The 22,989-nt window shown below is 66.5% G+C and carries 15 protein-coding genes and 2 tRNA genes; 8 read left to right on the plus strand and 9 right to left on the minus strand.

Annotation, left to right across the window (positions count from 1 at the left end):
* Positions 1-35: 35 nt before the first annotated feature.
* The 3 genes from NRG74_RS09400 to NRG74_RS09410 form a co-directional block, all read right to left on the minus strand.
* Complete coding sequence (locus NRG74_RS09400; protein ID WP_257706361.1) at positions 36-1,484, minus strand: aldehyde dehydrogenase; 1,449 nt, start codon at positions 1,482-1,484, stop codon at positions 36-38.
* A 39-nt stretch (positions 1,485-1,523) separates the two neighbouring features.
* A complete protein-coding gene (locus NRG74_RS09405; protein WP_058792502.1) occupies positions 1,524-2,354 on the minus strand; it encodes a p-hydroxycinnamoyl CoA hydratase/lyase in 831 nt (276 codons plus the stop codon).
* 106 nt (positions 2,355-2,460) lie between these two features.
* Complete coding sequence (locus tag NRG74_RS09410) at positions 2,461-3,804, minus strand: MFS transporter (RefSeq protein WP_173146809.1); 1,344 nt, start codon at positions 3,802-3,804, stop codon at positions 2,461-2,463.
* Between the two features lie 388 nt (positions 3,805-4,192).
* Between NRG74_RS09410 and NRG74_RS09415 the strand changes: the two genes are divergently transcribed.
* Complete coding sequence (locus tag NRG74_RS09415; protein ID WP_257706362.1) at positions 4,193-5,251, plus strand: aromatic ring-hydroxylating dioxygenase subunit alpha; 1,059 nt, start codon at positions 4,193-4,195, stop codon at positions 5,249-5,251.
* 9 nt (positions 5,252-5,260) lie between these two features.
* Positions 5,261-6,214 (plus strand): PDR/VanB family oxidoreductase, encoded by a 954-nt coding sequence (locus tag NRG74_RS09420; RefSeq protein WP_257706363.1) that lies wholly within the window; start codon positions 5,261-5,263, stop codon positions 6,212-6,214.
* Between the two features lie 68 nt (positions 6,215-6,282).
* On the opposite strand, the gene NRG74_RS09425 is transcribed toward NRG74_RS09420, so the two are convergent.
* On the minus strand, positions 6,283-6,990 hold the full coding sequence (locus NRG74_RS09425; protein ID WP_257706364.1) for a GntR family transcriptional regulator: 708 nt from the start codon (positions 6,988-6,990) through the stop codon (positions 6,283-6,285).
* The gene (locus NRG74_RS09430) at positions 6,987-7,892 is read right to left on the minus strand and encodes a LysR substrate-binding domain-containing protein (protein WP_064306566.1); all 906 of its coding nucleotides are present in this window, start codon (positions 7,890-7,892) and stop codon (positions 6,987-6,989) included. The genes NRG74_RS09425 and NRG74_RS09430 overlap by 4 nt, the downstream gene beginning before the upstream one ends.
* Before the next feature lie 151 nt (positions 7,893-8,043).
* On the opposite strand from NRG74_RS09430, the gene ydiJ reads away from it, so the two are divergent.
* A complete protein-coding gene (ydiJ, locus tag NRG74_RS09435; protein ID WP_257706579.1) occupies positions 8,044-11,073 on the plus strand; it encodes a D-2-hydroxyglutarate dehydrogenase YdiJ in 3,030 nt (1,009 codons plus the stop codon).
* A 962-nt stretch (positions 11,074-12,035) separates the two neighbouring features.
* On the opposite strand, the gene NRG74_RS09440 is transcribed toward ydiJ, so the two are convergent.
* Both NRG74_RS09440 and NRG74_RS09445 read right to left on the minus strand, forming a co-directional pair.
* A tRNA-Asp gene (locus NRG74_RS09440) sits at positions 12,036-12,112 on the minus strand.
* 13 nt (positions 12,113-12,125) lie between these two features.
* A tRNA-Val gene (locus tag NRG74_RS09445) sits at positions 12,126-12,201 on the minus strand.
* 211 nt (positions 12,202-12,412) lie between these two features.
* Between NRG74_RS09445 and rdgC the strand changes: the two genes are divergently transcribed.
* Together rdgC and NRG74_RS09455 are read left to right on the plus strand one after the other, a co-directional pair.
* Positions 12,413-13,333: a recombination-associated protein RdgC gene (gene rdgC / locus NRG74_RS09450; protein WP_257706365.1), complete on the plus strand. Its 921-nt coding sequence runs from the start codon at positions 12,413-12,415 to the stop codon at positions 13,331-13,333.
* A 112-nt stretch (positions 13,334-13,445) separates the two neighbouring features.
* Positions 13,446-14,387 (plus strand): bile acid:sodium symporter family protein, encoded by a 942-nt coding sequence (locus NRG74_RS09455; RefSeq protein WP_064306567.1) that lies wholly within the window; start codon positions 13,446-13,448, stop codon positions 14,385-14,387.
* On the opposite strand, the gene NRG74_RS09460 is transcribed toward NRG74_RS09455, so the two are convergent.
* Together NRG74_RS09460 and NRG74_RS09465 are read right to left on the minus strand one after the other, a co-directional pair.
* Positions 14,277-16,793, minus strand: a complete 2,517-nt coding sequence (locus NRG74_RS09460) for a putative bifunctional diguanylate cyclase/phosphodiesterase (protein ID WP_257706366.1) — start codon at positions 16,791-16,793, stop codon at positions 14,277-14,279. The two genes, NRG74_RS09455 and NRG74_RS09460, sit on opposite strands and share 111 nt — an antisense overlap.
* Positions 16,794-16,967: 174 nt before the next feature.
* Positions 16,968-17,534, minus strand: a complete 567-nt coding sequence (locus NRG74_RS09465) for a GNAT family N-acetyltransferase (protein ID WP_017639728.1) — start codon at positions 17,532-17,534, stop codon at positions 16,968-16,970.
* A 158-nt stretch (positions 17,535-17,692) separates the two neighbouring features.
* Here NRG74_RS09465 and NRG74_RS09470 point away from each other — a divergent pair, with 158 nt between their 5' ends.
* The 3 genes from NRG74_RS09470 (at position 17,693) to NRG74_RS09480 (ending at position 22,987) form a co-directional block, all read left to right on the plus strand.
* Positions 17,693-21,163 carry a hybrid sensor histidine kinase/response regulator gene (locus NRG74_RS09470; RefSeq protein ID WP_257706367.1) on the plus strand — a complete coding sequence of 1,157 codons (3,471 nt, stop codon included), beginning with the start codon at positions 17,693-17,695 and terminating at the stop codon, positions 21,161-21,163.
* Positions 21,164-21,729: 566 nt separating this feature from the next.
* Complete coding sequence (gene rfbD / locus NRG74_RS09475) at positions 21,730-22,608, plus strand: dTDP-4-dehydrorhamnose reductase (protein ID WP_184291137.1); 879 nt, start codon at positions 21,730-21,732, stop codon at positions 22,606-22,608.
* 97 nt (positions 22,609-22,705) lie between these two features.
* A complete protein-coding gene (locus NRG74_RS09480; protein ID WP_257706368.1) occupies positions 22,706-22,987 on the plus strand; it encodes a DUF3509 domain-containing protein in 282 nt (93 codons plus the stop codon).
* The last annotated feature ends 2 nt before the right edge of the window (positions 22,988-22,989 follow it).

The following is a 22,989-nucleotide window of genomic DNA, read 5'->3' on the forward strand; positions in this document are numbered from 1 at the left end:
TTGTCGCGACAGGAGCGAGGGACGGCGGACGCTGATCAGATCGGGTAGTGGCGCGGCCCCGTCTGCAGCGTCACCCAACGCAACTGGGTGAAGTGCTCGATGGAAGCGCGCGAGCCGAAGCTGCCGTAGCCGCTCGACTTGACGCCGCCGAAGGGCATCTGCGCCTCGTCGTGCACCGTGGGGCCGTTGATGTGGCAGATGCCACTCTCCACTCGCTGGGCCAGCGCCAGGGCACGGGCGGTGTCGCGACTGAAGATGGCCGACGAGAGGCCGAATTCGGAATCGTTGGCCAGGCGCAGCAGGGCTTCGTCGCCCTCGGCGCGGATCACCACCGCCACCGGGCCGAAGGATTCCTCGGCATAGAGCTGCATCTCGGCGGTGACGCCATCCAGCAGCGTCGGCTGCAGGATGCTGCCCTCCAGCTCGCCACCGCAGACCAGCCGCGCGCCCTTGCCCACGGCGTCGTCGATCATGGCCTTGATGCGGGTGCCGGCGCTGGCGTCGATCAGGGAGCCCAGCACCGAATCGGCTGCACTGGGATCACCGGCCTTGAGGGTGCGCACTTTGGCCGCCAGGCGCTCGATGAAGGCGTCGGCGATACGGCTGTCCACCAGCAGGCGCTCGGTGGACATGCAGATCTGTCCCTGGTTGAAGTAGGCGCCAAAGGCCGCCGCAGCGACCGCGGCATCCAGGTCGGCGTCCTCCAGCACCAGCAGCGGTGCCTTGCCGCCCAGCTCCAGCACGGCCGGCTTGAGATGGCGCGCCGACAGTTCACCGACGATACGACCGACCCGGGTGGAACCGGTGAAGTTGACGCGCCGGACCGCCGGGTTGGCGATCAGTCGCTCGACAATGGCCGGGGCATCCTCCGGGGCGTTGGTGACGACGTTGACCACGCCGTCGCCCAGGCCGGCATCCTGCAGCACCTGGCCGATCAGCCGGTGCACGCCCGGGCTCTGCTCCGAGGCCTTGAGCACCACGGTGTTGCCGCAGGCCAGCGGCATGGCCAGGGCGCGGGTACCGAGGATCACCGGGGCGTTCCAGGGGGCGATGCCCAGCACCACGCCGCACGGCTGGCGCAGCGCCATGGCGAAGCTGCCGGGCACGTCGGACGGTATGACCTCGCCCTGGATCTGGGTGGTCATGGCCGCTGCCTCGCGCAGCATGTTGGCCGCCAGGTGGACATTGAAGCCGTACCAGTTGGCCATGGCCCCGGTCTCTCCGGCGAGGGCGACGAATTCGCTACTGCGCGCGGCCAGACCATCGGCGGCAGCCAGCAGACGGCGACGGCGCTCGCCCGGCGGTAGCGCGGCCCAGGCGGGAAGGGCGGCCTGGGCCGCGGCCACCGCGGAGTCGGCGTCGTCCAGGGTGGCGGCGGCCACGGTGGAGACCACCGCGCCGGTCACCGGATGGCAACGCTGATAGCTGCGACCGTCGCCGGCCGGGCGGCTGGCGCCGCCGATGAGCAGGGATACCTCGACCATGACGCTACCTCTTGTTGTTGTGCGTGGGGCGGTGGCGATCTAGCGCTTGTAGGTCTGCAGACCCGGTTTGATGCTCTTGTCGTCGAGGAACTGCTTCATGCCCTGCTCGCGACCGCCCTCCGGATCCTGCAGCCGCGACTGGTCGAGCTTGGCATAGAGGTAGTCCTCGTTCTGCTCCCAGGTCAGTTCGCGGCAGCGCTTGAAGCCGACCTTGGCGGCACGCAGCACCACCGGATTCTTGTCCAGCAGCTCACGCGCCAGGGCGGTGGTCACCTCACGCAACTGGTCGCGCGGCACGCTCTGGTTGACCAGGCCCATGGCGGCAGCCTCGGGACCGCTGAAGGTCTTGCCGGTCATCACATAGTAGAGGGCGGTGCGATGGCCCACGGTGTCGGCCAGGGCCTTGCTCACCAGGTTGCCCGGGGGAATGCCCCAGTTGATCTCGGACAGGCCGAAGGTGGCCTCGTCGGCGGTGATGGCCAGGTCGCAGGCCACCAGCGGGCTGAAGCCGCCGCCAAAGCACCAGCCGTTGACCATGGCGATGGTCGGCTTGGCGTACATGCGCAGGAGCTTCCACTGCCACTGGGAGGCTTCGCGGCGAATCTTTTCCTGCAGGATCTCGGGGCCGGCATCGGTCTCGCGGAAGTATTCCTTAAGGTCCATGCCCGCGGTCCAGGCATCGCCCGCACCGGTCAGCACCAGCACGCCGGCGCTGGCGTCCTGCTCAAGGGTCTCCAGCACCTCGACCATCTCGCGGTTGAGGGTGGGACTCATGGCATTGCGTTTTTCCGGACGATTGAGCGTCACCCAGGCGATACCGTCCTCGATGTCCACTTTGACCGTCTGCCAACGTCCGTCGTAACTGCCCATGGCGTGTGCCTCTTGTTGTTGGGTGGGTATGGAGCCGAAGCTACGCCAGGGAATTAGTTAAGTCAATTAACTATTTTTGGCAAAACGATGACCTTGCCAAAAGCGGCTAGCCCAGCGCCTCGCCCTGCCGCCGACTCAGCTCCGTGGCGGTATGTCGTTGCTCGGGCCGGGTCAGCAGGAGCAGCAGCCCCGCCGCGACGAACACCCCGGCAAAGACCAGATACAGCCGCAGCGGTGGCCAACCCTGGTCGAGCAGCAACCCGGCCACCACCGGCGAGAGGATGGCGCCCAGGCGACCGATGCCGATGCCCCAGCCCACCCCGGTGGCCCGCACCTCGGCGGCATAGGCCAGCGCCGGTAGCGCATAGAGGCCGGCGACGCAGCCATTGGCGAACAGTCCGATCAGCAGCCCCATGGCCAGGGCACCCAGGTAGGAACTGCCCAGGTGGGCGAAGACCACCAGCAGCAGCGCGGTGGTCAGCATGAAGCCGCCCAGCGCCCGGGACAGTGGCAGGCGGGCGAACAGTAGACCCACCAGGGCGGCGCCAAAGATGCCGCCCACGCTCAGCAGGACGCCACCGGCCACCCCCTGCTGCTCGGACAGCCCCAGGGTGGTGAGCAGCTTGGGCGTCCAGCTCATGATGAAGTAGAAGCCGAACATGGCCAGGAAGAACAGCGTCCACACCAGCAGGGTCGTGCGCCGCAAGGCAGGCGCCAGCAGCCGGCCGACAGTACCGCCCGCTGTGGAGTTTTCCAGCCGCGGCGGCAGCACGGCGAGCTCGGGCTGGCCGAGTCTCCTGGCCAGGCGATTGACCCGCACCAGGGCGCCGGCTGGCTGGCGCGTGAGCAGGAAATCCAGGGACTCGGGCAGACCGACGAGCACCAGCGGGATGGCCCCCAGGGTGAGTAGACCGCCGGCACAGAAGACCGCGCGCCAGCCCCAGTGCGACAGCAGCCAGACCGCCAGCAGTCCACCCAGGGTCGCCCCCAGCGCATAGCCCATGCCCTGCAGGCTGACTGCCAGACCTCGCCAGCGGCGCGCCGAGTATTCGCTGGCGATCACGTTGCTGCTGGCCAGCACCCCGCCCACGCCCAATCCGGTCAGGCCACGCAGCAGCGCCAGTTGCAGAGGTGATCCGGCCAACGCCGAGAGCAGCATGCCGAGCCCCGAGAGCAGCAGGCAGACCAGGATCAGCCAGCGGCGGCCCCAGCGATCGGCCAGTGGCGCCAGCAGCAGCGAACCGGCCGCCATGCCCACCAGACCGGCGCTGAGCAGCAGCCCCACCTGAGCGCCGGAGAGCCCCCACTCGCGGGATACCGAGGCCGCGGTGAAGGCCATCACCAGCACATCGAAGCCGTCGATCATGTTGAGCAGGATGCAGACCAGCACCGCCAGGTACTGGAAACCACGCATGGATCCCTGGTCGATGATCTCGCGCAGGTCGGTCATAGCCCACCTCGCGCACTGAGCAGGTGACGGCGGCGACAGGTGCCGCGCCCGGGCGTGGACGGAAAGACGGCGACGAGTACTGACATGGCGAGCATCCTTGGGTTCTTGTTGTTGGAATCTCAGCCTGCTTAAGCTGGCAAATATGGATCCAATTCACAAGATGCCTCGGCCTATCCGAGTCCCACCCGTGGCGGTGTCACCAGCCGCTTCAACACTTGGAAACCCATTCAATCAAGGCCATTCGGGACCGGATTGGCTCTAAGCGACAGGTATTTACTGGGCGATTATCGAGCAGCAATCGCTCTTGGCTACCGACTAGCCGCATTGACACCCTGGATGACCTCAATCGATTATTGGATCCAATAGACAACAACAAGAGGTCCCGATCATGTACCCGAAGAATGCCTGGTACGTCGCCTGCACCCCCGACGAAGTCCAAGACAAACCCCTGGGGCGCCAGATCTGCGGCGAACCCCTGGTCTTCTATCGCGATGCCAACGGCCAGGTGGTGGCCCTGGAAGACTTCTGCCCGCACCGTGGCGCGCCGCTGTCCTTGGGCTTCGTCCGCGACGGCACCCTGGTCTGCGGCTATCACGGCCTGGAGATGGGCTGCGGCGGCAAGACCCTGGGCATGCCAGGCCAGCGGGTCGGCGTCTTTCCCGCGGTACGCCCCTATGCCGCCGTGGAGCGGCACGGCTTCATCTGGGTCTGGCCAGGTGACCAGGCCAAGGCCGATCCGGCCCTGATTCCCTATCTGGAATGGGCCGAAAGCCCCGATTGGGCCTATGGCGGCGGTCTCTACCATATCCAGTGCGACTACCGGCTGATGATCGACAACCTCATGGATCTCACCCACGAGACCTACGTCCATGCCTCCAGCATCGGCCAGAAGGAGATCGACGAGGCGCCGCCGGTCACCCGCGTCGAAGGCGACGAGGTCATCACCAGCCGGCACATGGAAAACATCTCCGCCCCACCCTTCTGGCGCATGGCGCTACGTGGCAATGGCCTGGCCGATGACGTCCCGGTGGATCGCTGGCAGATCTGCCGCTTCACTCCGCCCAGCCACGTGATGATCGAGGTGGGCGTGGCCCATGCCGGCCATGGTGGCTACGACGCCCCGGCGGCGGTCAAGGCCGCCAGCGTGGTGGTGGACTTCATCACCCCCGAGACCGAGACCTCGATCTGGTACTTCTGGGGCATGGCACGCAACTTCAAGGCGGAGGACGCCGAGCTCACCGCCAGCATCCGCGAGGGCCAGGGCAAGATCTTCGGCGAAGACCTGGAGATGCTCGAACGCCAGCAGCAGAACCTCTTGCGCTATCCCGAGCGCGGGCTGCTCAAGCTCAACATCGATGCCGGCGGGGTGCAGTCGCGGCAGATCATCGACCGCCTGCTGGCCGCCGAACAGGCCGCCACCGGCATCCCGGTCCGGCAGATCGCCTAGGAGACAGTCATGCTCGATTTGATCGTCACCGCCGTGCAACGCGAGGCCCCCACCATCCTGGCGTTCGACCTGGCCCGGGCCGACGGCGGCCCGCTGCCCGGCTTCAGCGCCGGCGCTCACCTGGAGATCACCCTGGGCGACGGCCTGGTCCGCCACTATTCGCTCTGCACCGCACCCGAGCCCGCCCCGACTCGCTATCGCATTGCGGTGCTCCTCGTCGCCGACTCCCGCGGCGGCTCCCAGGCCATGCATGAATTGGAGGTAGGTGATCGCCTGCAGGTGAGCGAGCCGCGCAACCTCTTCGCACTGGTCCCCACTGCGCGCCGCACCCAGCTGCTGGCCGGTGGTATCGGCATCACCCCGATCCTGGCCATGGCCGAGCAGCTCCATCAGCAGGGCGCGCGCTTCAGCCTGCGCTACCTGGTGCGGGATCGCGAGCACGCCGCCTTCATCCCCTGGCTCAAGGCGCGGCCCTATGCCGACCAGGTCAGGATCCACTTCGACCAGCACGATCCGGCGCTGAGACCCAACTTCCAGCACCTGCTCGGCCCGGCGGCGCCGGACGACCATCTCTATGTCTGCGGCCCGGCCGGCTTCATGGCCGCCGTGGTGGACGCCGCCCAGGCCCAGGGTTGGCAACCCGGCCAGATCCATCGCGAATACTTCGCCGCCGATCCCGCGGCCCAGGGCGAGCAACGCCCTTTCGAGGTGGAACTGGCGCGCAGCGGTCGCCGCGTGCAGGTACCGGCCGAGCGCAGCGTGGTCGAGGTCTTGGCGGACCTGGGTGTCGTCCTGCCGGTATCCTGTGGCCAGGGCCTCTGCGGCACCTGCCTGACCCCGGTGCTGGCCGGTGAACCCGAACACCGCGACCTCTTTCTCTCCGCGGCCGAGCACGCCGCCAACGACCGCTTCACCCCCTGCTGCTCCCGCGCCAAGGGCGAGCGCCTGGTGCTGGATCTCTGACAAACCGAGCCCGCCCTACCCCTACCTTCCCCTCTCCCCTTGGGAGAGGGCCGGGGTGAGGACCCGCCCTACACCAGCACCTTCATCGCCCCCGCCTCGCCCTCTTCCCCACCGAACCACCGCGCATAGCCCAGGGTCGCCTGGGCATGCTCGCGCATGATCCCCTCGGCGCGGGCGCCCTGGCCGCGCACCAGGGCGTCGAACACCGCATGGTGCTGCAGGTGGGCGAAATTGAAGCGGCGATACTCGCGCTCGAGATCCTCGGCATCCACCGCCAGGGCGCTCACCGAGGCGAAGGGCAGGTGCTCGTGGCGTCCCAGGGCCACGGCAATGGCCGGATTGCCGCTGGCCGCGACGATGGCCTGGTGGAACGCCCGATTGAGATCGTGATACTCCTCCAGGTCCTCCAGCCGCACATGCCCCTTGGCGAACAATCGATCGCCACGGCGCAGGCAGTCTTCCAGCGTGGCGCGCGTGGCCGCATCCAGGCCGCGCTCGGCCGCCTGGCGCGCGGCCAGGCCCTCCAGCACACCGCGCACTTCCACCGCGCCTTCCAGATCCGCGCCCGTCAGTGCCCTCACCTGATAGCCCCGGGCGCCGCTGCGCTCCAGCAAGCCCTCCTGGGCCAGGGTGCGCAGGGCCAGGCGCACCGGCATGCGCGACACGGCGAAGCGTTCGGCGGTGGGGATCTCCGCCAGCCGCTCACCCGCCGTGAGCTCGCCGGACAGAATCATCTGCCGCAGCGCGGCCAGTACCCGCTGTCCCGGCTTGCTCATGGCTGTCCCTCTCCTTCGTTGATCTCGGCCAGCAGCCACTGGCGAAAGGCCTGCAGCGACGGCAGCCCTTCGTTGCGCGGCGGATAGACCAGGTAATAGCTGCGCCGGCTGACCAGCGCCGGCCCGCAGGCCAGCAGCTCGCCTTGGGCCAGTTCGTCCTCCACCAGCACCCGCGGCACCAGGCCGATGCCGATGCCGGCGCGCACCGCCTGGATCAGGTGCGAGGTCAGCTCGAAACTCGGCCCCGGGCGCATGGCCCGATGCGGCAGCTCATGGTGGCGGAACCATTCACCCCAGGCCTGGGGATTGTTGGCCACGCCCAGGAGCAACTGGCTAGCCAGGGTCGCCGGCGTCGCCTCCGGTAACGCGGCCAGCGTCGTCGGGCTGGCAATCACCACAAGCTGCTCGGCCTGCAGCGGATGGGCACAAAGCCCTGGCCAGTCACCGCTGCCGACGCTGATGGCGGCATCGATCTCGCTGGCGGCGAAGTCCACCGCCTGGATCCGCGAGTGCAGGTGCACCAGCATGCCGGGGTGGGCGGCATAGAAATCGCCCAGGCGCGGCAACAGCCACTTGGAACCAAAGGTCGGCAGCACCGCGAGGCGCAGGGTGCCCTGCCCGGAGGCGAAGGCCATGGCCTGCAGGGTGGCGCTGCGGATCTGTCCCAAGGCCAGGCCCAGTTCACGGCTATAGGCCCGGCCCACATCGGTCAGGACGATCTGGCGGCCCTCGCGGCGGAACAGCGTCAGCCCCAGCAACTGCTCCAGCGCCTGCACCTGGCGGCCCACGGCGCTCTGGGTCAGCGACAGCTCTTCGGCCGCCCGGGTGTAGCTCTCATGGCGCGCCGCCGCCTCGAAGGCCAGCAGCAGCGACATGGAGGGCGTCAGGCGACGGTGATTCATTCAGGATCTTCCGGCATAGGCGGCGGAATCTTCGGTTGTGGCCCCGGCGCGCTGTGGTGAGAATGCCTACTATAGCCAGAAAAGGTCGATGCCATTCCTTCGTTCGCTGAAGGAGACGGCCATCCGCCGCCAGAGAGCTCGCCTGATGAACATGATCGCCCGCCTGCCGGCCCCGGCGCCCCTCGCCGCCGCCTACACCGACTTCCTCAGCGCCCTCGCCGCCAGCGGCTTCCAGGGTGAGATCGCACCGGACCATGCCAGCCGTACGGTCATGGCCACCGACAACTCCATCTACCAGCGCCTGCCGCAGGCCGCGGTCTTTCCCAAGGACAGCGCCGACGTCCAGCGACTGGCCCAACTGATGGGCGAGGCGCGCTTCCAGGGCGTGGTCCTGACCCCGCGCGGCGGCGGCACCGGCACCAATGGCCAGTCGCTCACCGACGGTATCGTGGTCGACCTTTCCCGCCACCTGAACCGGATCCTGGAGATCAACGCCGCAGAGGGCTGGGTACGGGTGCAGGCCGGGGTGGTCAAGGACCAGCTCAACGCCGCGCTCAGGCCCCACGGGCTGTTCTTCGCCCCGGAGTTGTCCACCTCCAACCGCGCCACCATCGGCGGCATGATCAACACCGACGCCAGTGGCCAGGGCAGCGTGACCTACGGCAAGACCCGCAACCACGTACTGGAACTGGACGCCTACCTGATCGGCGGCGAACGTGTGGAAAGTCGCCCGGTGGACAGCGCCGAGCTGGACGCCCTCTGCGCCCGCCAGGACCGTACTGGCGCGGTCTACCGCTGCGCGCGGGACATCGCCGAGAACCAGGCCGCGCTGATCGAGGCGCGCTTTCCCAAGCTCAACCGCTGCCTGACCGGTTATGACCTGGCGCACCTGGTCGAGCCGGACGGCCGCTTCAACCTCAACAGCGTGCTGTGCGGCGCCGAGGGCTCTCTGGCCTTCATCGCCGAGGCCAAGCTCAACGTCCTGCCGATTCCCAAGTACTCGGTGCTGGTCAACGTCCGCTACGCCAGTTTCATGGACGCCCTGCGCGATGCCCGCGCCTTGATCGAATTGAAGCCGCTGTCCATCGAGACGGTGGATTCCAAGGTGCTCTTGCTGGCCATGCAGGACATCGTCTGGCACAGCGTGGCGGAATACTTTCCCGAGGACGTGGAGCGCCCTACCCTGGGCATCAACCTGGTGGAATTTAGCGGCGACGATCCCGAGGCAGTGGACGCCCGCGTCCAGGGCTTTCTGGAGCACCTACGCCAGGACGTCACTGTCGAGCGCCTGGGCCACACCCTGGCCATCGGCCGCAATGCCGTGACCCGCGTCTACACCATGCGCAAGCGCGCCGTGGGGCTCCTGGGCAATGTCCAGGGCGAGATCCGTCCGCAGCCCTTCGTCGAAGACACCGCGGTGCCGCCGGAGCGCCTGGCCGACTTCATCGCCGAATTCCGCGCCCTGCTCGACGGCCACAACCTGCAATACGGCATGTTCGGCCACGTCGACGCCGGGGTGCTGCACGTGCGTCCGGCGCTGGATCTCAAAGACCCGCGCCAGGCGGCGCTGGTGCGGCCGATCTCCGACCAGGTGGCCGTACTGACGCAGAAATACGGCGGACTGCTCTGGGGCGAACACGGCAAGGGCGTGCGCTCGGAATATGCGCCAGCGTTCTTTGGCGATCTCTATCCCGCGCTGCAGGCGCTCAAGGGTGCCTTCGATCCGCACAACCAGCTCAATCCGGGCAAGATCGCCACCCCGCTCGCCAGCGGCGCCGAGCTGCTCAAGGTCGATGGCGTGACCCTCAGGGGCGAACTGGACCGCACCCTCGACGAGCGCGTCTGGCAGAGCTACGGCACCGCCATGCACTGCAACGGCAACGGCGCCTGCTACAACTACGATCCCGATGACGCCATGTGCCCGTCCTGGAAGGCTACCCGCCAGCGCATTCACTCGCCGAAAGGCCGTGCCTCCCTGATCCGCGAATGGCTGCGCCTGCAAGGCCAGGCCGGCATTGATGTCCTGGCTCCGGCCCCGCGTGGCGCCCTGAACTGGCTAAAGGCTCTGCCCCAGCGCTGGCGCAACGGCCGCCAGGCCGAGGCGGATTTCTCCCACGAAGTCTATGACGCCATGGCCGGCTGCCTGGCCTGCAAGTCCTGCGCAGGCCAGTGCCCGATCAAGGTCAACGTCCCGGAATTCCGCTCGCGCTTTCTCGAGCTCTATCACCGTCGCTACCTGCGCCCCCTGCGCGACTACCTGATCGGCTCCCTGGAATTCAGCCTGCCGCTGTTCGCCCGCGCGCCCGGTCTCTACAACGCCGTCATGGGCGCCACACCCATCCAGCGGCTGTTCGCCGAGCGCATCGGCATGGTCGACAGCCCCCTGCTCAGCCGTTTCGACCTGGTGCCGGTCATGCAGCAGTGGCAGGTACAGATCGCCACCCCCGAGCGGCTGCTGGCCCTGAGCGATGAAGAACGCGCCAAGACCATCGTGCTGGTGCAGGACGCCTTCACCCGCTACTTCGAGACGCCGCTCACCGCGGCCTTTCTCGAACTGGCCGCGCGGCTCGGCCAGCGAGTGTTCCTCGCGCCCTATCGCGCCAACGGCAAGCCGCTGCAGGTGCAGGGCTTCCTCGGCGCCTTCGAGCGCACGGCGCGACGCAACGCGGCAGGACTCGCCAGCCTGGCCGGCTTCGGCGTCAGGCTGGTGGGCCTGGATCCAGCCATGACCCTGGTCTATCGCCAGGAATACCCCAAGGTCCCCGGCATCGCCCGGATGCCCGAGGTGCTGCTGCCCCAGGAATGGCTGCTGCAGGTGCTGCCGGAAGAGAAGCAGGTGGTCGGCGACAAGGTCTATCGCCTGCTCGGCCACTGCACCGAAAAAACCAACGCCCCGGCCAGCGTCAGCCAGTGGCAGCAGGTGTTCGAACGCCTGGGTCTGGGCCTCAAGCCGGAAAGCACCGGCTGCTGCGGCATGTCCGGCACCTACGGCCACGAGGCGCGGAATCTCGCGACCTCCAAGGTGATCTACGACCAGTCCTGGGCCCGCGCCCTGGCGGTACCGGCGGAACAGGGCGAAGCCCTGGCCACCGGCTACTCTTGCCGCAGCCAGGTCAAGCGCCTCGACGACCGCCGCCTGCGTCATCCGTTGGAAGCGGTGTTGGAAGCGGTAAGGGGCTGACCGCCTTGTTGGGCTTCGCTGCGCTCAGCCCAACCTACAAGGACGCCCCCTGTCGTAGGTTGGGTTGAGACAGCTCCATCGTCGAAGCCCAACAACCGAAGCTCGGCCCGGGGCAGTGTTGGGCTTCGCTGCGCTCAGCCCAACCTACAAGGACGCTCCCTTTCGTAGGTTGGGCTGAGACAGCTCCATCGTCGAAGCCCAACAGCCGAAGCTTGGCCCTGGGCAATGTTGGGCTTCGCTACGCTCAACCCAACCTACAAGGACGCTCCCTGTCGTAGGTTGGGTTGAGACAGCTCCATCGTCGAAGCCCAACAACCGAAGCTCGGCTCGGGGCAGTGCTGGGCTTCGCTGCGCTCAGCCCAACCTACAAGGACGCTCCCTTTCGTAGGTTGGGCTGAGACAGCTCCATCGTCGAAGCCCAACAGCCGGAGTTCAGCCCTGGGCAGTGTTGGGCTTCGCTGCGCTCAGCCCAACCTACAAGGACGCACTCCTGCCATAGGTTGGGCTGAGACAGCTCCATCGTCGAAGCCCAACAACCGAAGCTTGGCCCGGGGCAATGTTGGGCTTCGCTACGCTCAACCCAACCTACAAGGACGCTCCCTTTCGTAGGTTGGGCTGAGACAGCTTCATCGTCGAAGCCCAACAGCCGGCGCCCGACCCGGGGCAGTGTTGGGCTTCGCTGTGCTCAACCCAACCTACAAGGACGCACTCCTGCCGTAGGTTGGGCTGAGACAGCTCCATCGTCGAAGCCCAACAGCCGCAGGGTGGAAAACCGCGCAGCGTTTTACACGCATCTACACACACGCTCGACCCGCCTGCTGGCAGATCGCTTGACCGGAGCGCTAGGAAAGGAAGGAAGACACCAGAGGACACGACCAGAAAAAATCGCGCCCAAACGAAAAAGCGGCCACTAGGGCCGCTATTCGATGGCTGCTGGCGTTCAGGACCAGACAACCTTTAAATGGCGCAGCGGACGGGACTCGAACCCGCGACCCCCGGCGTGACAGGCCGGTATTCTAACCGACTGAACTACCGCTGCGCATTACCTCGAGTGGTGGGTGATGACGGGATCGAACCGCCGACCCTCTGCTTGTAAGGCAGATGCTCTCCCAGCTGAGCTAATCACCCGTTTGCTCTCGAAGTGGGGCGCATTCTACGGAGGGGCTTACGACCTGGCAACCCCTTTTTGAAAAAAAATTTTCCAGCACTTCCAAAGGCTTAGCGCTGCCCTTCCAGGCAACTGGAGAAAGCGCGCATTCCCGACGACCACCGCGATCCGGGGTTGGCCTCCGGGGCGAGCGACGCGGATAATGCGCGCTTCGTTTTTGGGAGTGACACCATGTGGTTCCGTAATCTGCTCGTCTACCGTCTCACCCAGGAAGTCGCCTTCGAGACCGAAGCCCTCGAAGCCGCCCTCGCCGCCAAGCCCGCCCGCCCCTGCGCCAGCCAGGAATTGTCCACCTATGGCTTCGTCGCCCCCTTCGGCAAGGGCCCGGACCTGCCGCTGGTGCACGAAAGCCAGGGCTTCTTCCTGATCGCCGCGCGCAAGGAAGAACGCATCCTGCCCAGCAGCGTGGTCAAGGAAGCCGTGCAGGAAAAGGTCGACGAGATCGAAAACCAGCAGATGCGCAAGGTCTACAAGAAGGAGAAGGAGCAGATCAAGGACGAGATCGTCCAGGCCTTCCTGCCCCGCGCCTTCATCCGTCGCCAGACCACCTATGCCGCCATCGATCCCAAGCAGGGCTGGATCCTGGTGGACGCCTCCAGCGCCAAGCGCGCCGAGGACCTGCTCTCCACCCTGCGCGATGCCCTGGGCTCGCTGCCGGTCCGGCCGCTGGGCGTCAAGCAGGCGCCGATGGCCACCTTTACCGACTGGGTCAAGGCTGGTGACGCCACCCATGGCCTCTACATCCTCGACGAGTGCGAGTTGCGCGATGCGGGCGAAGATGGCGGCGTGGTGCGCTGCAAGGGTCAGGACCTGACCAGCGAAGAGATCCAGAGCCACCTGGGCGCCGGCAAGCTGGTCACCAAGCTGGCCCTGGCCTGGCAGGACAAGCTGGCCCTGCTGCTGGACGACAAGGTCACCATCAAGCGCCTGAAGTTCGAGGACCTCCTGCAGGACCAGGCCGAACAGGACGGTGGCGAAGACGCCCTCGGCCAGCAGGACGCCAGCTTCGTGCTGATGATGATGACCCTGGCGGAATTCCTGCCACAGCTGATCGAAGCCCTGGGTGGCGAAGAGCTGCCCCAGGGACTGTAATGACGACCTGCGCGTGATCGCTTGAGTCACAAGGCTTATCCGATCACGTGGACAGCCCCTAAGGCCGGCAGAGACCGGCCTTTTTTCTGCCTTTTCGACAGGAGTTCAACCCATGCGCGCGCTCGCCGCCTTCAGCCGCTTCGTCGGCAATACCTTCGCCTTCTGGGTACTGCTCGCCGCCCTGCTGGCGTTCTTCGCCCCTGAGGTGTTCAAGCCACTGGGCGTGGCAATCGTGCCGCTGCTGGGGGTGATCATGTTCGGCATGGGCCTGACCCTCAAGGTCGAGGACTTCGCCGCCGTCGGTCGCCACCCTTGGCGGGTGCTGCTGGGTGTGGTGGCCCACTTCGTCATCATGCCGGGCGTGGCCTGGGCGCTCTGCCAGCTGTTCCACCTGCCGCCGGAGATCGCCGTGGGCGTCATCCTGGTTGGCTGCTGCCCCAGCGGCACGGCGTCCAACGTGATGACCTGGCTGGCCAAGGGCGACCTGGCGCTGTCGGTGGCCATCGCTGCCGTGACCACCCTGCTCGCCCCCCTGCTGACCCCGGCGCTGATCTGGCTGCTGGCCTCCACCTGGCTGCCGATCTCCTTTGGCGGCCTGTTCTGGTCGATCCTGCAGGTGGTGCTGCTGCCCATCGCCCTGGGCCTGGTCGCCCAGCGCCTGCTCGGTCATCGTGTCGGCGCCCTGGTCGAGGTGCTGCCGCTGGCCTCGGTGGTCAGCATCGTGGTGATCGTCGCCGCCGTGGTGGCCGCCAGTCAGGCGCGCATCGCCGAATCCGGCCTCCTGATCATGGCGGTGGTGATCCTGCACAACGGCTTCGGCTTCCTGCTCGGCTATCTCACCGGCAAGTGCTGCAAGCTGCCAGTGGCCCAGCGCAAATCGCTGGCGCTGGAAGTGGGCATGCAGAATTCCGGCCTCGGCGCCGCCCTGGCCACCGCGCATTTCTCACCGCTGGCAGCGGTGCCCAGCGCCCTGTTCAGCGTCTGGCACAACATCTCCGGGGCGCTCCTGGCCACCCTTTTCCGCCGCTTCAAGGACGACGACGCCCGCCCCTGAGGACTCGTGCCACACCTGCCGGAGCAGCGCCTGGCAGGTGTCCTCGGTGAAGGGCTGCGGCCGGGCGATGCCATAGCCCTGGGCATAGTCGACGCCCAGGGCGCCGAGGGCCGCGATCACCGCGGCGTTCTCGGCGAACTCGGCGATGGTCTTCTTGCCGGTGAGATGCCCCAGCCGATTGATCGCCTCGACCATGGCGCTGTCCACCGCATCCTCCAGCAGATGGCGAACGAAGCTGCCATCGATCTTCAGGTAGTCCACCGGCAGATGCTTGAGATAGGTGAAGGACGACATCCCGGCGCCGAAGTCGTCCAGGGAGAATCGCACCCCCAGGCCGCGTAACTCGTCCATGAACTGGCGTGCCGCATCCAGGTTGGCCACGGCGCTGGTCTCGGTGATCTCGAAGCAGATCCGCGTCGGCGCGATCTGCCAGCGGTGCAGCTGCTCCCTGACGAAATCCGCCAGCCCCGCCTCGCCCAGGGAATGCCCGGACAGGTTGATGGCCAGGGTATCGAGCAGTCCGCTGGGCAACTCGGCGAAACGGGCCAGCGCCGCGGCGATCACCCAGCGATCCAGGTCCGGCATCAGCCCATAGCGCTCCGCCGCCGGGATGAAGGCACCGGGTGCGATCAAGCGGTCGCCCTCCTCCAGCCGCAGCAGCACCTCCACATGGCGATCCGTGGCCGTCTCGCCACCCAGCCCGAGGATCGGCTGGACGTACAGGCGGAATCTGTCCTCGGCCAGCGCCCGGTGCAATCGCTGCACCCAGGCCATCTCGCCATGGCGCTGGTCCAGCTCCACATCACCCGGCGCAAATACCTGGATGCGATTGCGGCCCTTGTCCTTGGCCGCGTAACAGGCCAGGTCCGCCAGGCGAAGGGCTTCCTCCGGTGCGAGAGCCTGACCACCCAGATGCACCACGCCGATGCTCAGGCCAACGCGAAAGCCCTGCCCGGCCGCCTCGAACTGCAGCGCGCCCACGCAGCAGCGCAGACGCTCCGCCACGGCCTCGGCTTCAGCCGGCGCACGGTTCTCCAGCAAGACGCCGAATTCATCACCGCCCAGGCGCGCCAGGCAGTCTTCCTCCCTCAGCTGCTGCCCGAGCAATTCGCACAGCTGGCGCAGCAGGCGATCGCCATGGAAATGCCCGGAGGTGTCGTTGACGATCTTGAACTGATCCAGATCGATGAACATCAAGGAGGCTCGCGCCAGGTCCTGCCGGGCCAGCAGGCGTTCCAGCCGGATCTCGAATTCACGGCGATTGACCAATCCCGTGAGGGCATCGTGACTGGCCTGCCAGGCCAGGTCATGCAGAAAGGCCCGCTCGCGGGTCTGGTCATGCATCACCAGCACCACACCGGCACCCGATTCGCCCCGTGGCAGCGCGGTCACCGTGAGGGCCACCGGCACCCGGGTGCCATCGACGCGCACCAGCTGATGCGCCAGGGGTTCGTTGCCCGCCAACCAGTCCAGGCTGCGCAGCCGCTCGGCCAAGGGCAGGTTCGAGGGCGGCTGGTCTTCGGTCTGGATATCGAACAGGTGGGTGACGGGCGTGCCTGCGACCAGCTCCCGCCGCGCCAGCAGGCGTTCGGCTGCCGGATTGTGATAGAGCAGCCGCCCCTGGGCATTGAGGGCCAGCACCGCATCGCCAAGGGAGGCCAGGATGACCTGGATGTGTTCCTTTTCGGCCTGCAGCGCCTGCTCGGAGCGCCAGCGCTGCTGCACCAGGCTGTGCATGCGCCAGAGCGCCAGCAGCACCAGCAGGGCGCCGACCAGGACATTGGCGATGAACAGCGCCGCGACCAGCTGGCGTGACGCCACCCCCAGACGCTCCGAGAAGGCCACCGTTTCCGGCATCATCCGGTCGTGCAGATCCAGCAGCTGGCGTTTCAGCGGAATCAGCGCCGGCCCCGGTCCATGCAGCTTGATCAACTCGAAGCCGGTGCGTGCCAGGGCCTGGAATTCGTCCATGTAGGGATCGGTGACCTGCCAACGGGCGATCACCCCTTCGAAGGGCTCCACATGGCGAGCCATCTGAAAGAGTGCGATGAGGCCGTCGATATCGTCAGGGTGATTGCCGGCCAGGCGCAGCAACCGCGCCGCCTCGGCAGGCGGGCCACCGCTGTCGAGCGCCTCGCGCGCCGCACGGTCGAGGTCATTGACGCTGATGGAGGCCAGGTAGTCGTGGTAGGCCTCGGCCTGCCCTTCGTCCAGGTAGGCACCCAGCGCCAGCATGGCGTTGCCGAGGCTCTTGCTCCACAGGCTTTCCGCCGAAACATAGGCACGCACCGTCGACAGCAGTTGCAGGCTGACGATGGCGACCAGTGCCTGGCAGGACAGGATGATGACGAAGGGCCAGACGACCCGCAGGGTGCGCAGCGCAGAGGAAGGCGACAGTGAAGACATACAGCGATCCGCAAAGGAGACGGGCGAATTCTTGCCATTGAGCAGGCATGTCGGCCGTTTCGCGGAAAACTGTTGGTCTGGAAGGACTTCGCGCTGGATTACTGACGCCAAACAAGCGACATAGACCCCTCGCGGTCCTGGCACTGCCGACGAGCGGTAGCCCAGGCCCTGTGCCTAATTGAAGGAAGCCTCCAGCCGCGCCTTCACCTCGGGCCATTCGCGGTCGGTGATGCTGTACATAACGGTGTCGTCCAGACGACCGTCGGCCAGCCGCCGATGATGACGCAGCAGGCCTTCACGGACCGCGCCCAGCTTCTCGATGGCGGCCTGGGACCTGAGGTTGGTCGCCGCGGTCTTGAGCTGCACCCGCACCAGCTGCCAGTGCTCGAAGGCATGGCGTAGCATCAGGTACTTGATGTTGCCGTTGAGACCACTGCCATGCTGCTCGCTGTCGAGCCAGGTCCAGCCGATCTCGGCGGCGGGCAGCGCCGGCAGGAAGTCGGCGAAGCGGGTAGTGCCCACCAGCCGGTCGGCGATCCGCACGGCGAAGGGCAAGGCGCGCCCCTCGCGCCCCTCGGCCAGCGCCTGACGATACCAATCCGGCCGCAGGGGGCCGCTCAGGTAGTGCAGCGCCTCGCGATTGCGCTCGGCCAGGCTGACCAGCTCCAGCACGTCGCCCTCCGCCAGGGGGTCCAGGCGCAGCGCACCACGTTGCAGGGAAATGGGCTGCGCTTGGAACATGACGGTCTCTCTCGCTTGAATCAGCCCGCCAACCTAACAGGGCCGGCCGTCTGGCTCAACCCACCGTCATCCCATCGCGCGCCAGAACTGACGTCTGGCACCCCAAGGTGCGACACTTTGTCCGGGCGCGATGGGCGCCTGGAATGTCTGGAGTCGCCATGTCCCTGCCCAGCGGGCTGATCATCACCGTTACCCTCGGCTACCTGGCCCTGCTGTTCGCCATCGCCTTCTATGGCGATCGCCGCCCACCGCTCAGGCCGCGCCTGCGGGCCTGGGTCTACAGCCTGTCGCTGGCCGTCTACTGCACCAGCTGGACCTTCTTCGGCGCGGTCGGCCAGGCCGCTGACCAGCTCTGGTCGTTCCTGCCCATCTACCTGGGCCCCATTCTCTTCCTGCTGCTGGCACCGCAACTGGTCAAGAAGATGGTGCTGATCAGCAAGAAGGAAAACATCACTTCCATCGCCGACTTCATCGCCTCCCGCTATGGCAAGTCCCAGACCCTGGCCATCGTCGTCGCGCTCATTTGCCTGGTCGGCGTCCTGCCCTATCTGGCGCTGCAGCTCAAGGGCATCGTGATCGGCGTCAACCTGCTGACCGGCATCAATGCCGAATCCCTGAGCACTCGTGCCCAGGACACGGCGCTGTTCGTTTCCCTGGTGCTGGCGGTGTTCGCCATTCTCTTCGGCACCCGCAACCTGGATGTCACCGAGCACCATCGCGGCATGATGCTGGCGATCGCCTTCGAATCCCTGGTCAAGCTCGCCGCCTTTCTCGCCGTCGGCCTCTGGGTCACCTACGACCTGCACGATGGCTTCAGCGATCTGCTCGCCCGCTCCCAGCAGGCGCCGCAGCTGCAGGAATACTGGCGCGAGACGCTGGACTGGCCGGGCCTGCTGATCCAGACCGGCGTGGCCTTCATCGCCGTGATGTGCCTGCCGCGCCAGTTCCATGTCACGGTGGTGGAAAACACCGATACCCGGGACGTCAACCTGGCGCGCTGGGTGTTTCCGCTCTACCTGGCGCTGGCCGCCCTGTTCGTCATCCCCATCGCCCTGGCCGGCCAGCTGCATCTGCCCGGCGGCGTGTTGCCCGACTCCTTCGTCATCAGCCTGCCGCTGGCCCAGGAGCGTCCCTGGCTGGCCTTGCTGGCCTTTCTGGGCGGCGCCTCGGCGGCCACCGGCATGGTGATCGTCGCCTGCGTCGCGCTCTCCACCATGATCTCCAACGATATCGTCCTGCCCTGGCTGCTCAAGCGCCGGGGCCAGGTGGAGAGTCCCCATGCGGTGTTCAGCCACTGGATGCTCACGGTGCGCCGCGCCAGCATCGTGGTCATCCTGGTCCTGGCCTACTGCAGCTATCGCCTGCTGGGCTCCAATGCCAGCCTGGCCACCATCGGCCAGATCGCCTTCGCCGCCATCGCCCAGCTCGGACCGGCCATGGTCGGAGCGCTGTTCTGGAAGGCCGCCAATCGCCGCGGCGTCTTTGCCGGGCTCACCGCCGGAGCGCTGCTCTGGGGTTATCTGATGGTGCTGCCGGTGGTGGCCACCAGCCTGCAATGGCCGCTGGGGGCCTTTCCCGGTCTGGCCTGGTTCGAGCAGCCCACGGGTGAGCGGACGTTGCAGCCGACCACCGTCGGCGCCCTGGTGTCCCTGGCCGGCAACTTCCTGCTGTTCGCCCTGGTGTCGCTGCTCTCGCGCACCCGGGTCTCGGAATACTGGCAGGCCGGGCGCTTCATCGCCCAGTACGCCCTGCCCCGGCCGCGCAATCGCGCCCTGCTGGCGGTCAAGCTGGAGGACCTGCGCCTGCTCGCGGCCCGGTTCGTCGGCGACGAGCGCGCCCGCCTGAGCTTCAGCCGCTTCGCCGAGCAGAGCGGCCTGACCTATCACCCCGGAATGAACGCCAACAGCGAATGGATCGCCCAGACCGAGCGACTGCTGGCCGGGGTGATCGGCGCCTCCTCCGCGCGCGCGGTGGTCAAGGCCGCCATCGAAGGCCGCGACATGCAGGTCGACGACGTGGTGCGCATCGCCGACGAAGCCTCGGAGGTGCTGGAATTCAACCGGGCGCTGCTGCAGGGCGCCATCGAGAACATCTCCCAGGGCATCAGCGTGGTCGACCAGTCGCTACGCCTGGTGGCCTGGAATCAGCGCTACCTGGAACTGTTCGACTATCCCGACGGCATGATCCAGGTCGGCCGGCCCATCGCCGAGATCATCCGCTACAACGCCCTGCGCGGCCTCTGCGGACCGGGCGATGCCGACGAGCACGTGGCCCGCCGGGTGGAACGGATGCGCCAGGGCATCCCCCACACCTCGGAACGCACCTTTCCCAATGGCCGGGTGATCGAGCTGATCGGCAGCCCCATGCCCGGGCGCGGCTTCGTGATGAGCTTTACCGACATCACCGCCTTCCGCGAGGCCGAGCGCGCCCTGCGCGAAGCCAACGAAGGCCTGGAGCAGCGCGTCGAAGAACGCACCCGCGAACTCTCCCAGCTCAACCAGGCACTGGAGGAAGCCAAGGCCCACGCGGAAGCGGCCAACCAGTCCAAGAGTCGCTTCCTCACCGCGGTCAGCCACGACCTCATGCAGCCGCTGAGCGCCGCCCGCCTGTTCACCGCCGCCCTCGCCCACCAGGACGGCCTGGCCCAGGAGGCCCAGGAGCTGGTACGCAACATGGACAGTGCCCTAAGATCCAGCGAAGACCTGATCGCCGATCTGCTGGACATCTCTCGCCTGGAGAACGGGCGCATCCTGGCCACGCCGGCACCCTTCCCCCTGGCCACTCTGTTCGACGCCCTGGGCGTCGAATTCAAGGCCCTGGCGCAGGATCAGGGCACCAGCCTGCGCATCCGCGGCAGTCAGCTGGTGGTCAACAGCGACAGCAAGCTGCTGCGTCGGGTACTGCAGAATTTCCTCACCAACGCCCTGAGATACGCCCATGGCCGGGTATTGCTCGGGGTGCGTCGTCAGGGCCAGAGCGTGAGCCTGGAGGTCTGGGACAGCGGTCCTGGCATTCCGGCGGACAAGCTCGAATTGATCTTCGAGGAATTCAAGCGACTGGACAGCCACCAGACCCGAGCGGAAAAGGGCCTGGGCCTTGGTCTGGCGATCGCCGACCGCCTCTGCCGGGTGCTCGGCCACGAACTCTCGGTACGCTCCTGGCCGGGCCACGGCAGCGTCTTCAGCGTCAAGGTGCCCCTGGCGCCCGCCCTCGCCATCCAGGCGGCCACTGCCAGCGAAGCCGCCCAACCCTTGGCGGGCGATCCGGTGCTGTGCATCGACAACGAAGACAGCATCCTGCTGGGCCTGCGCAGCCTGCTGGGTCGCTGGGGCTGCCAGGTCTGGACCGCGCGCAGTCGCGAAGAATGCGCCGCCCTGCTGGAACAGGGCCTGGTGCCGCGCCTGCTCATCGTCGACTACCACCTGAGCGACGCCGATACCGGTCCGGATGTCGCCGTATGGATCCGCCAGAGGCTGGGGCAGGATATCCCGGGCATCGTCATCAGCGCCGATGGCCGCCCGGAATGCCTGGCCAAGGTCCGCCAGGCGCGGCTGGATTTCCTGCCCAAACCGGTCAAGCCGGCCTCGCTGCGTGCCCTGTTGAGTCGTCAGCTGGCCTTGTCCGGTTGACCTGGACAGCACTGCCTGAACGCTGCCTTCGATAGGTCTTTCGTTCAGCGTCGATTAAGGTTCTGCGGCCCTCATCCCACGGAACAATCCACAGCTTCTGTTGATAACTTTGTTGAAAACATGGTGGAAAAGAACCCGGAGCCTTGCTCTGCGGGCGCCCCGAACAAGTTGATCATTTTTTAATCACTTTGATAAGTTCAACGTAATCAATAACTTAATTCAAAAGCAGGATTTTTGGTTGGGAAAACCCTGGCATCGAGTGGGCTTGACAAGCGCTAGCACAGGTTGTGCACAACTCACCGAAAAAATGACCAACGGAAACCTGTCAGTGGTCGCACAATTGTCAAGTATTCGTGAAACATATTTTTTCAGGCTCCTCCGTACCCGAGGCCCAGGGACAGCCCGCAGGCTAGAGCCAACGCTCAGAGCGGCAGGCAGGCCAAAGGCTAGCCTTGTCCTCTGCCGGTCATCGGGTAGACTGCCCCTTTTCGCTCAGGGCTGTCACGGCGACGCCCAACCGGTCAAACAGGCATGGACGCGTCAGCCTTCTGGAATAGCTCAGTCTCATGAACGTCTTCATCGCGGGTCAACACGGACAACTTTCCCAGGCACTGCAAGTGCTGCTGGCCGCCAAGGCCCAGGTCACCGTGGTTGGCCGGGCCCAGGTGGATTTCACCCAGCTGGACGCGCTTCATGACCGCGTCCTGGCCGCAAAGCCCGACGTCATCATCAATGCCGCCGCCTATACCGCCGTGGACGCCGCCGAGAACGATGCCCAGACCGCTACCCTGATCAACGCGCGGGTACCCCAAGTCTTCGCCCGGGCGGCCCAACAGCTCGGCATTCCGATGGTCCACTACTCCACCGACTATGTCTTCGATGGCAGCCAGGACGGCCGCTATCGGGAAGAGGATCCGACCTGCCCGCTCAATGTCTATGGGCGGACCAAGCTGGCCGGCGAGAATGCCGTGCGCGAACACGCCGAGCGTCACCTCATCCTGCGCACCAGCTGGGTCTATTCCTGGCAGGGCAACAACTTCCTGCGCACCATGGTACGGCTGCTCAGCGAGCGCGACGAATTGAACATCGTCGACGACCAGATCGGCGCGCCCACCTGGACGCGTACCATCGCCGATGCCACTGACCGCCTGCTGGCCCACAGCGACAAGGGCGATCTCTGGGGCACCTATCACCTGACCGCCAACGGCACCACTTCCTGGTTCGGTTTCGCCGAGCAGATCGCTCGGCGCCTGGGCGAGACCGGTCAGTTGAAGGCACGCCTGAATCCCATCCCCAGCAGCTCCTATCCCACCCCGGCCCATCGCCCCATCAATTCCCGCCTGTCCACCGAAAAGCTGGCCGCGGTGCTGGGCCAGCCGCTACCCGACTGGCAAGCGGCTTTCGAGCAGTGCTGGAACGAGCGCGAGCTTCAGGTGGGCGGCTGAAACGGGCCGCCGGTCATACTTCTGGGATCTCTCCCAGAACTACCCCTGTCCCTTGAAGTCAATGGCACTGACCCCGCTCACGCCAGTCAGGTACGTCATGGACAACCCCTTCCAACTCATCGCCGCAGCCTTCGAGCATGACTTCCGGGTCAATTTCCGCATCGAGCGCCTCGACGGCAGCGTCAGTCTGACGCTGTCGGACGACAGTGGCGTCAAGGTCAAGCGGTTGATCAGCAAACAGCAGCTGCACGACCACAATCGCCTCGCGCGGCTGATCGACAGCATCCGGCTGGGTATCGCCATCGACGAAGGTCACGGCGTTACGGCCTTGCTGGCAGGCGGCAGCGGTACCCTTAACCGTCTGACCGTCGCGAACTGAGC

Source organism: Pseudomonas oryzihabitans, assembly GCF_024652905.1.
Lineage (GTDB): Bacteria > Pseudomonadota > Gammaproteobacteria > Pseudomonadales > Pseudomonadaceae > Chryseomonas > Chryseomonas benzopyrenica.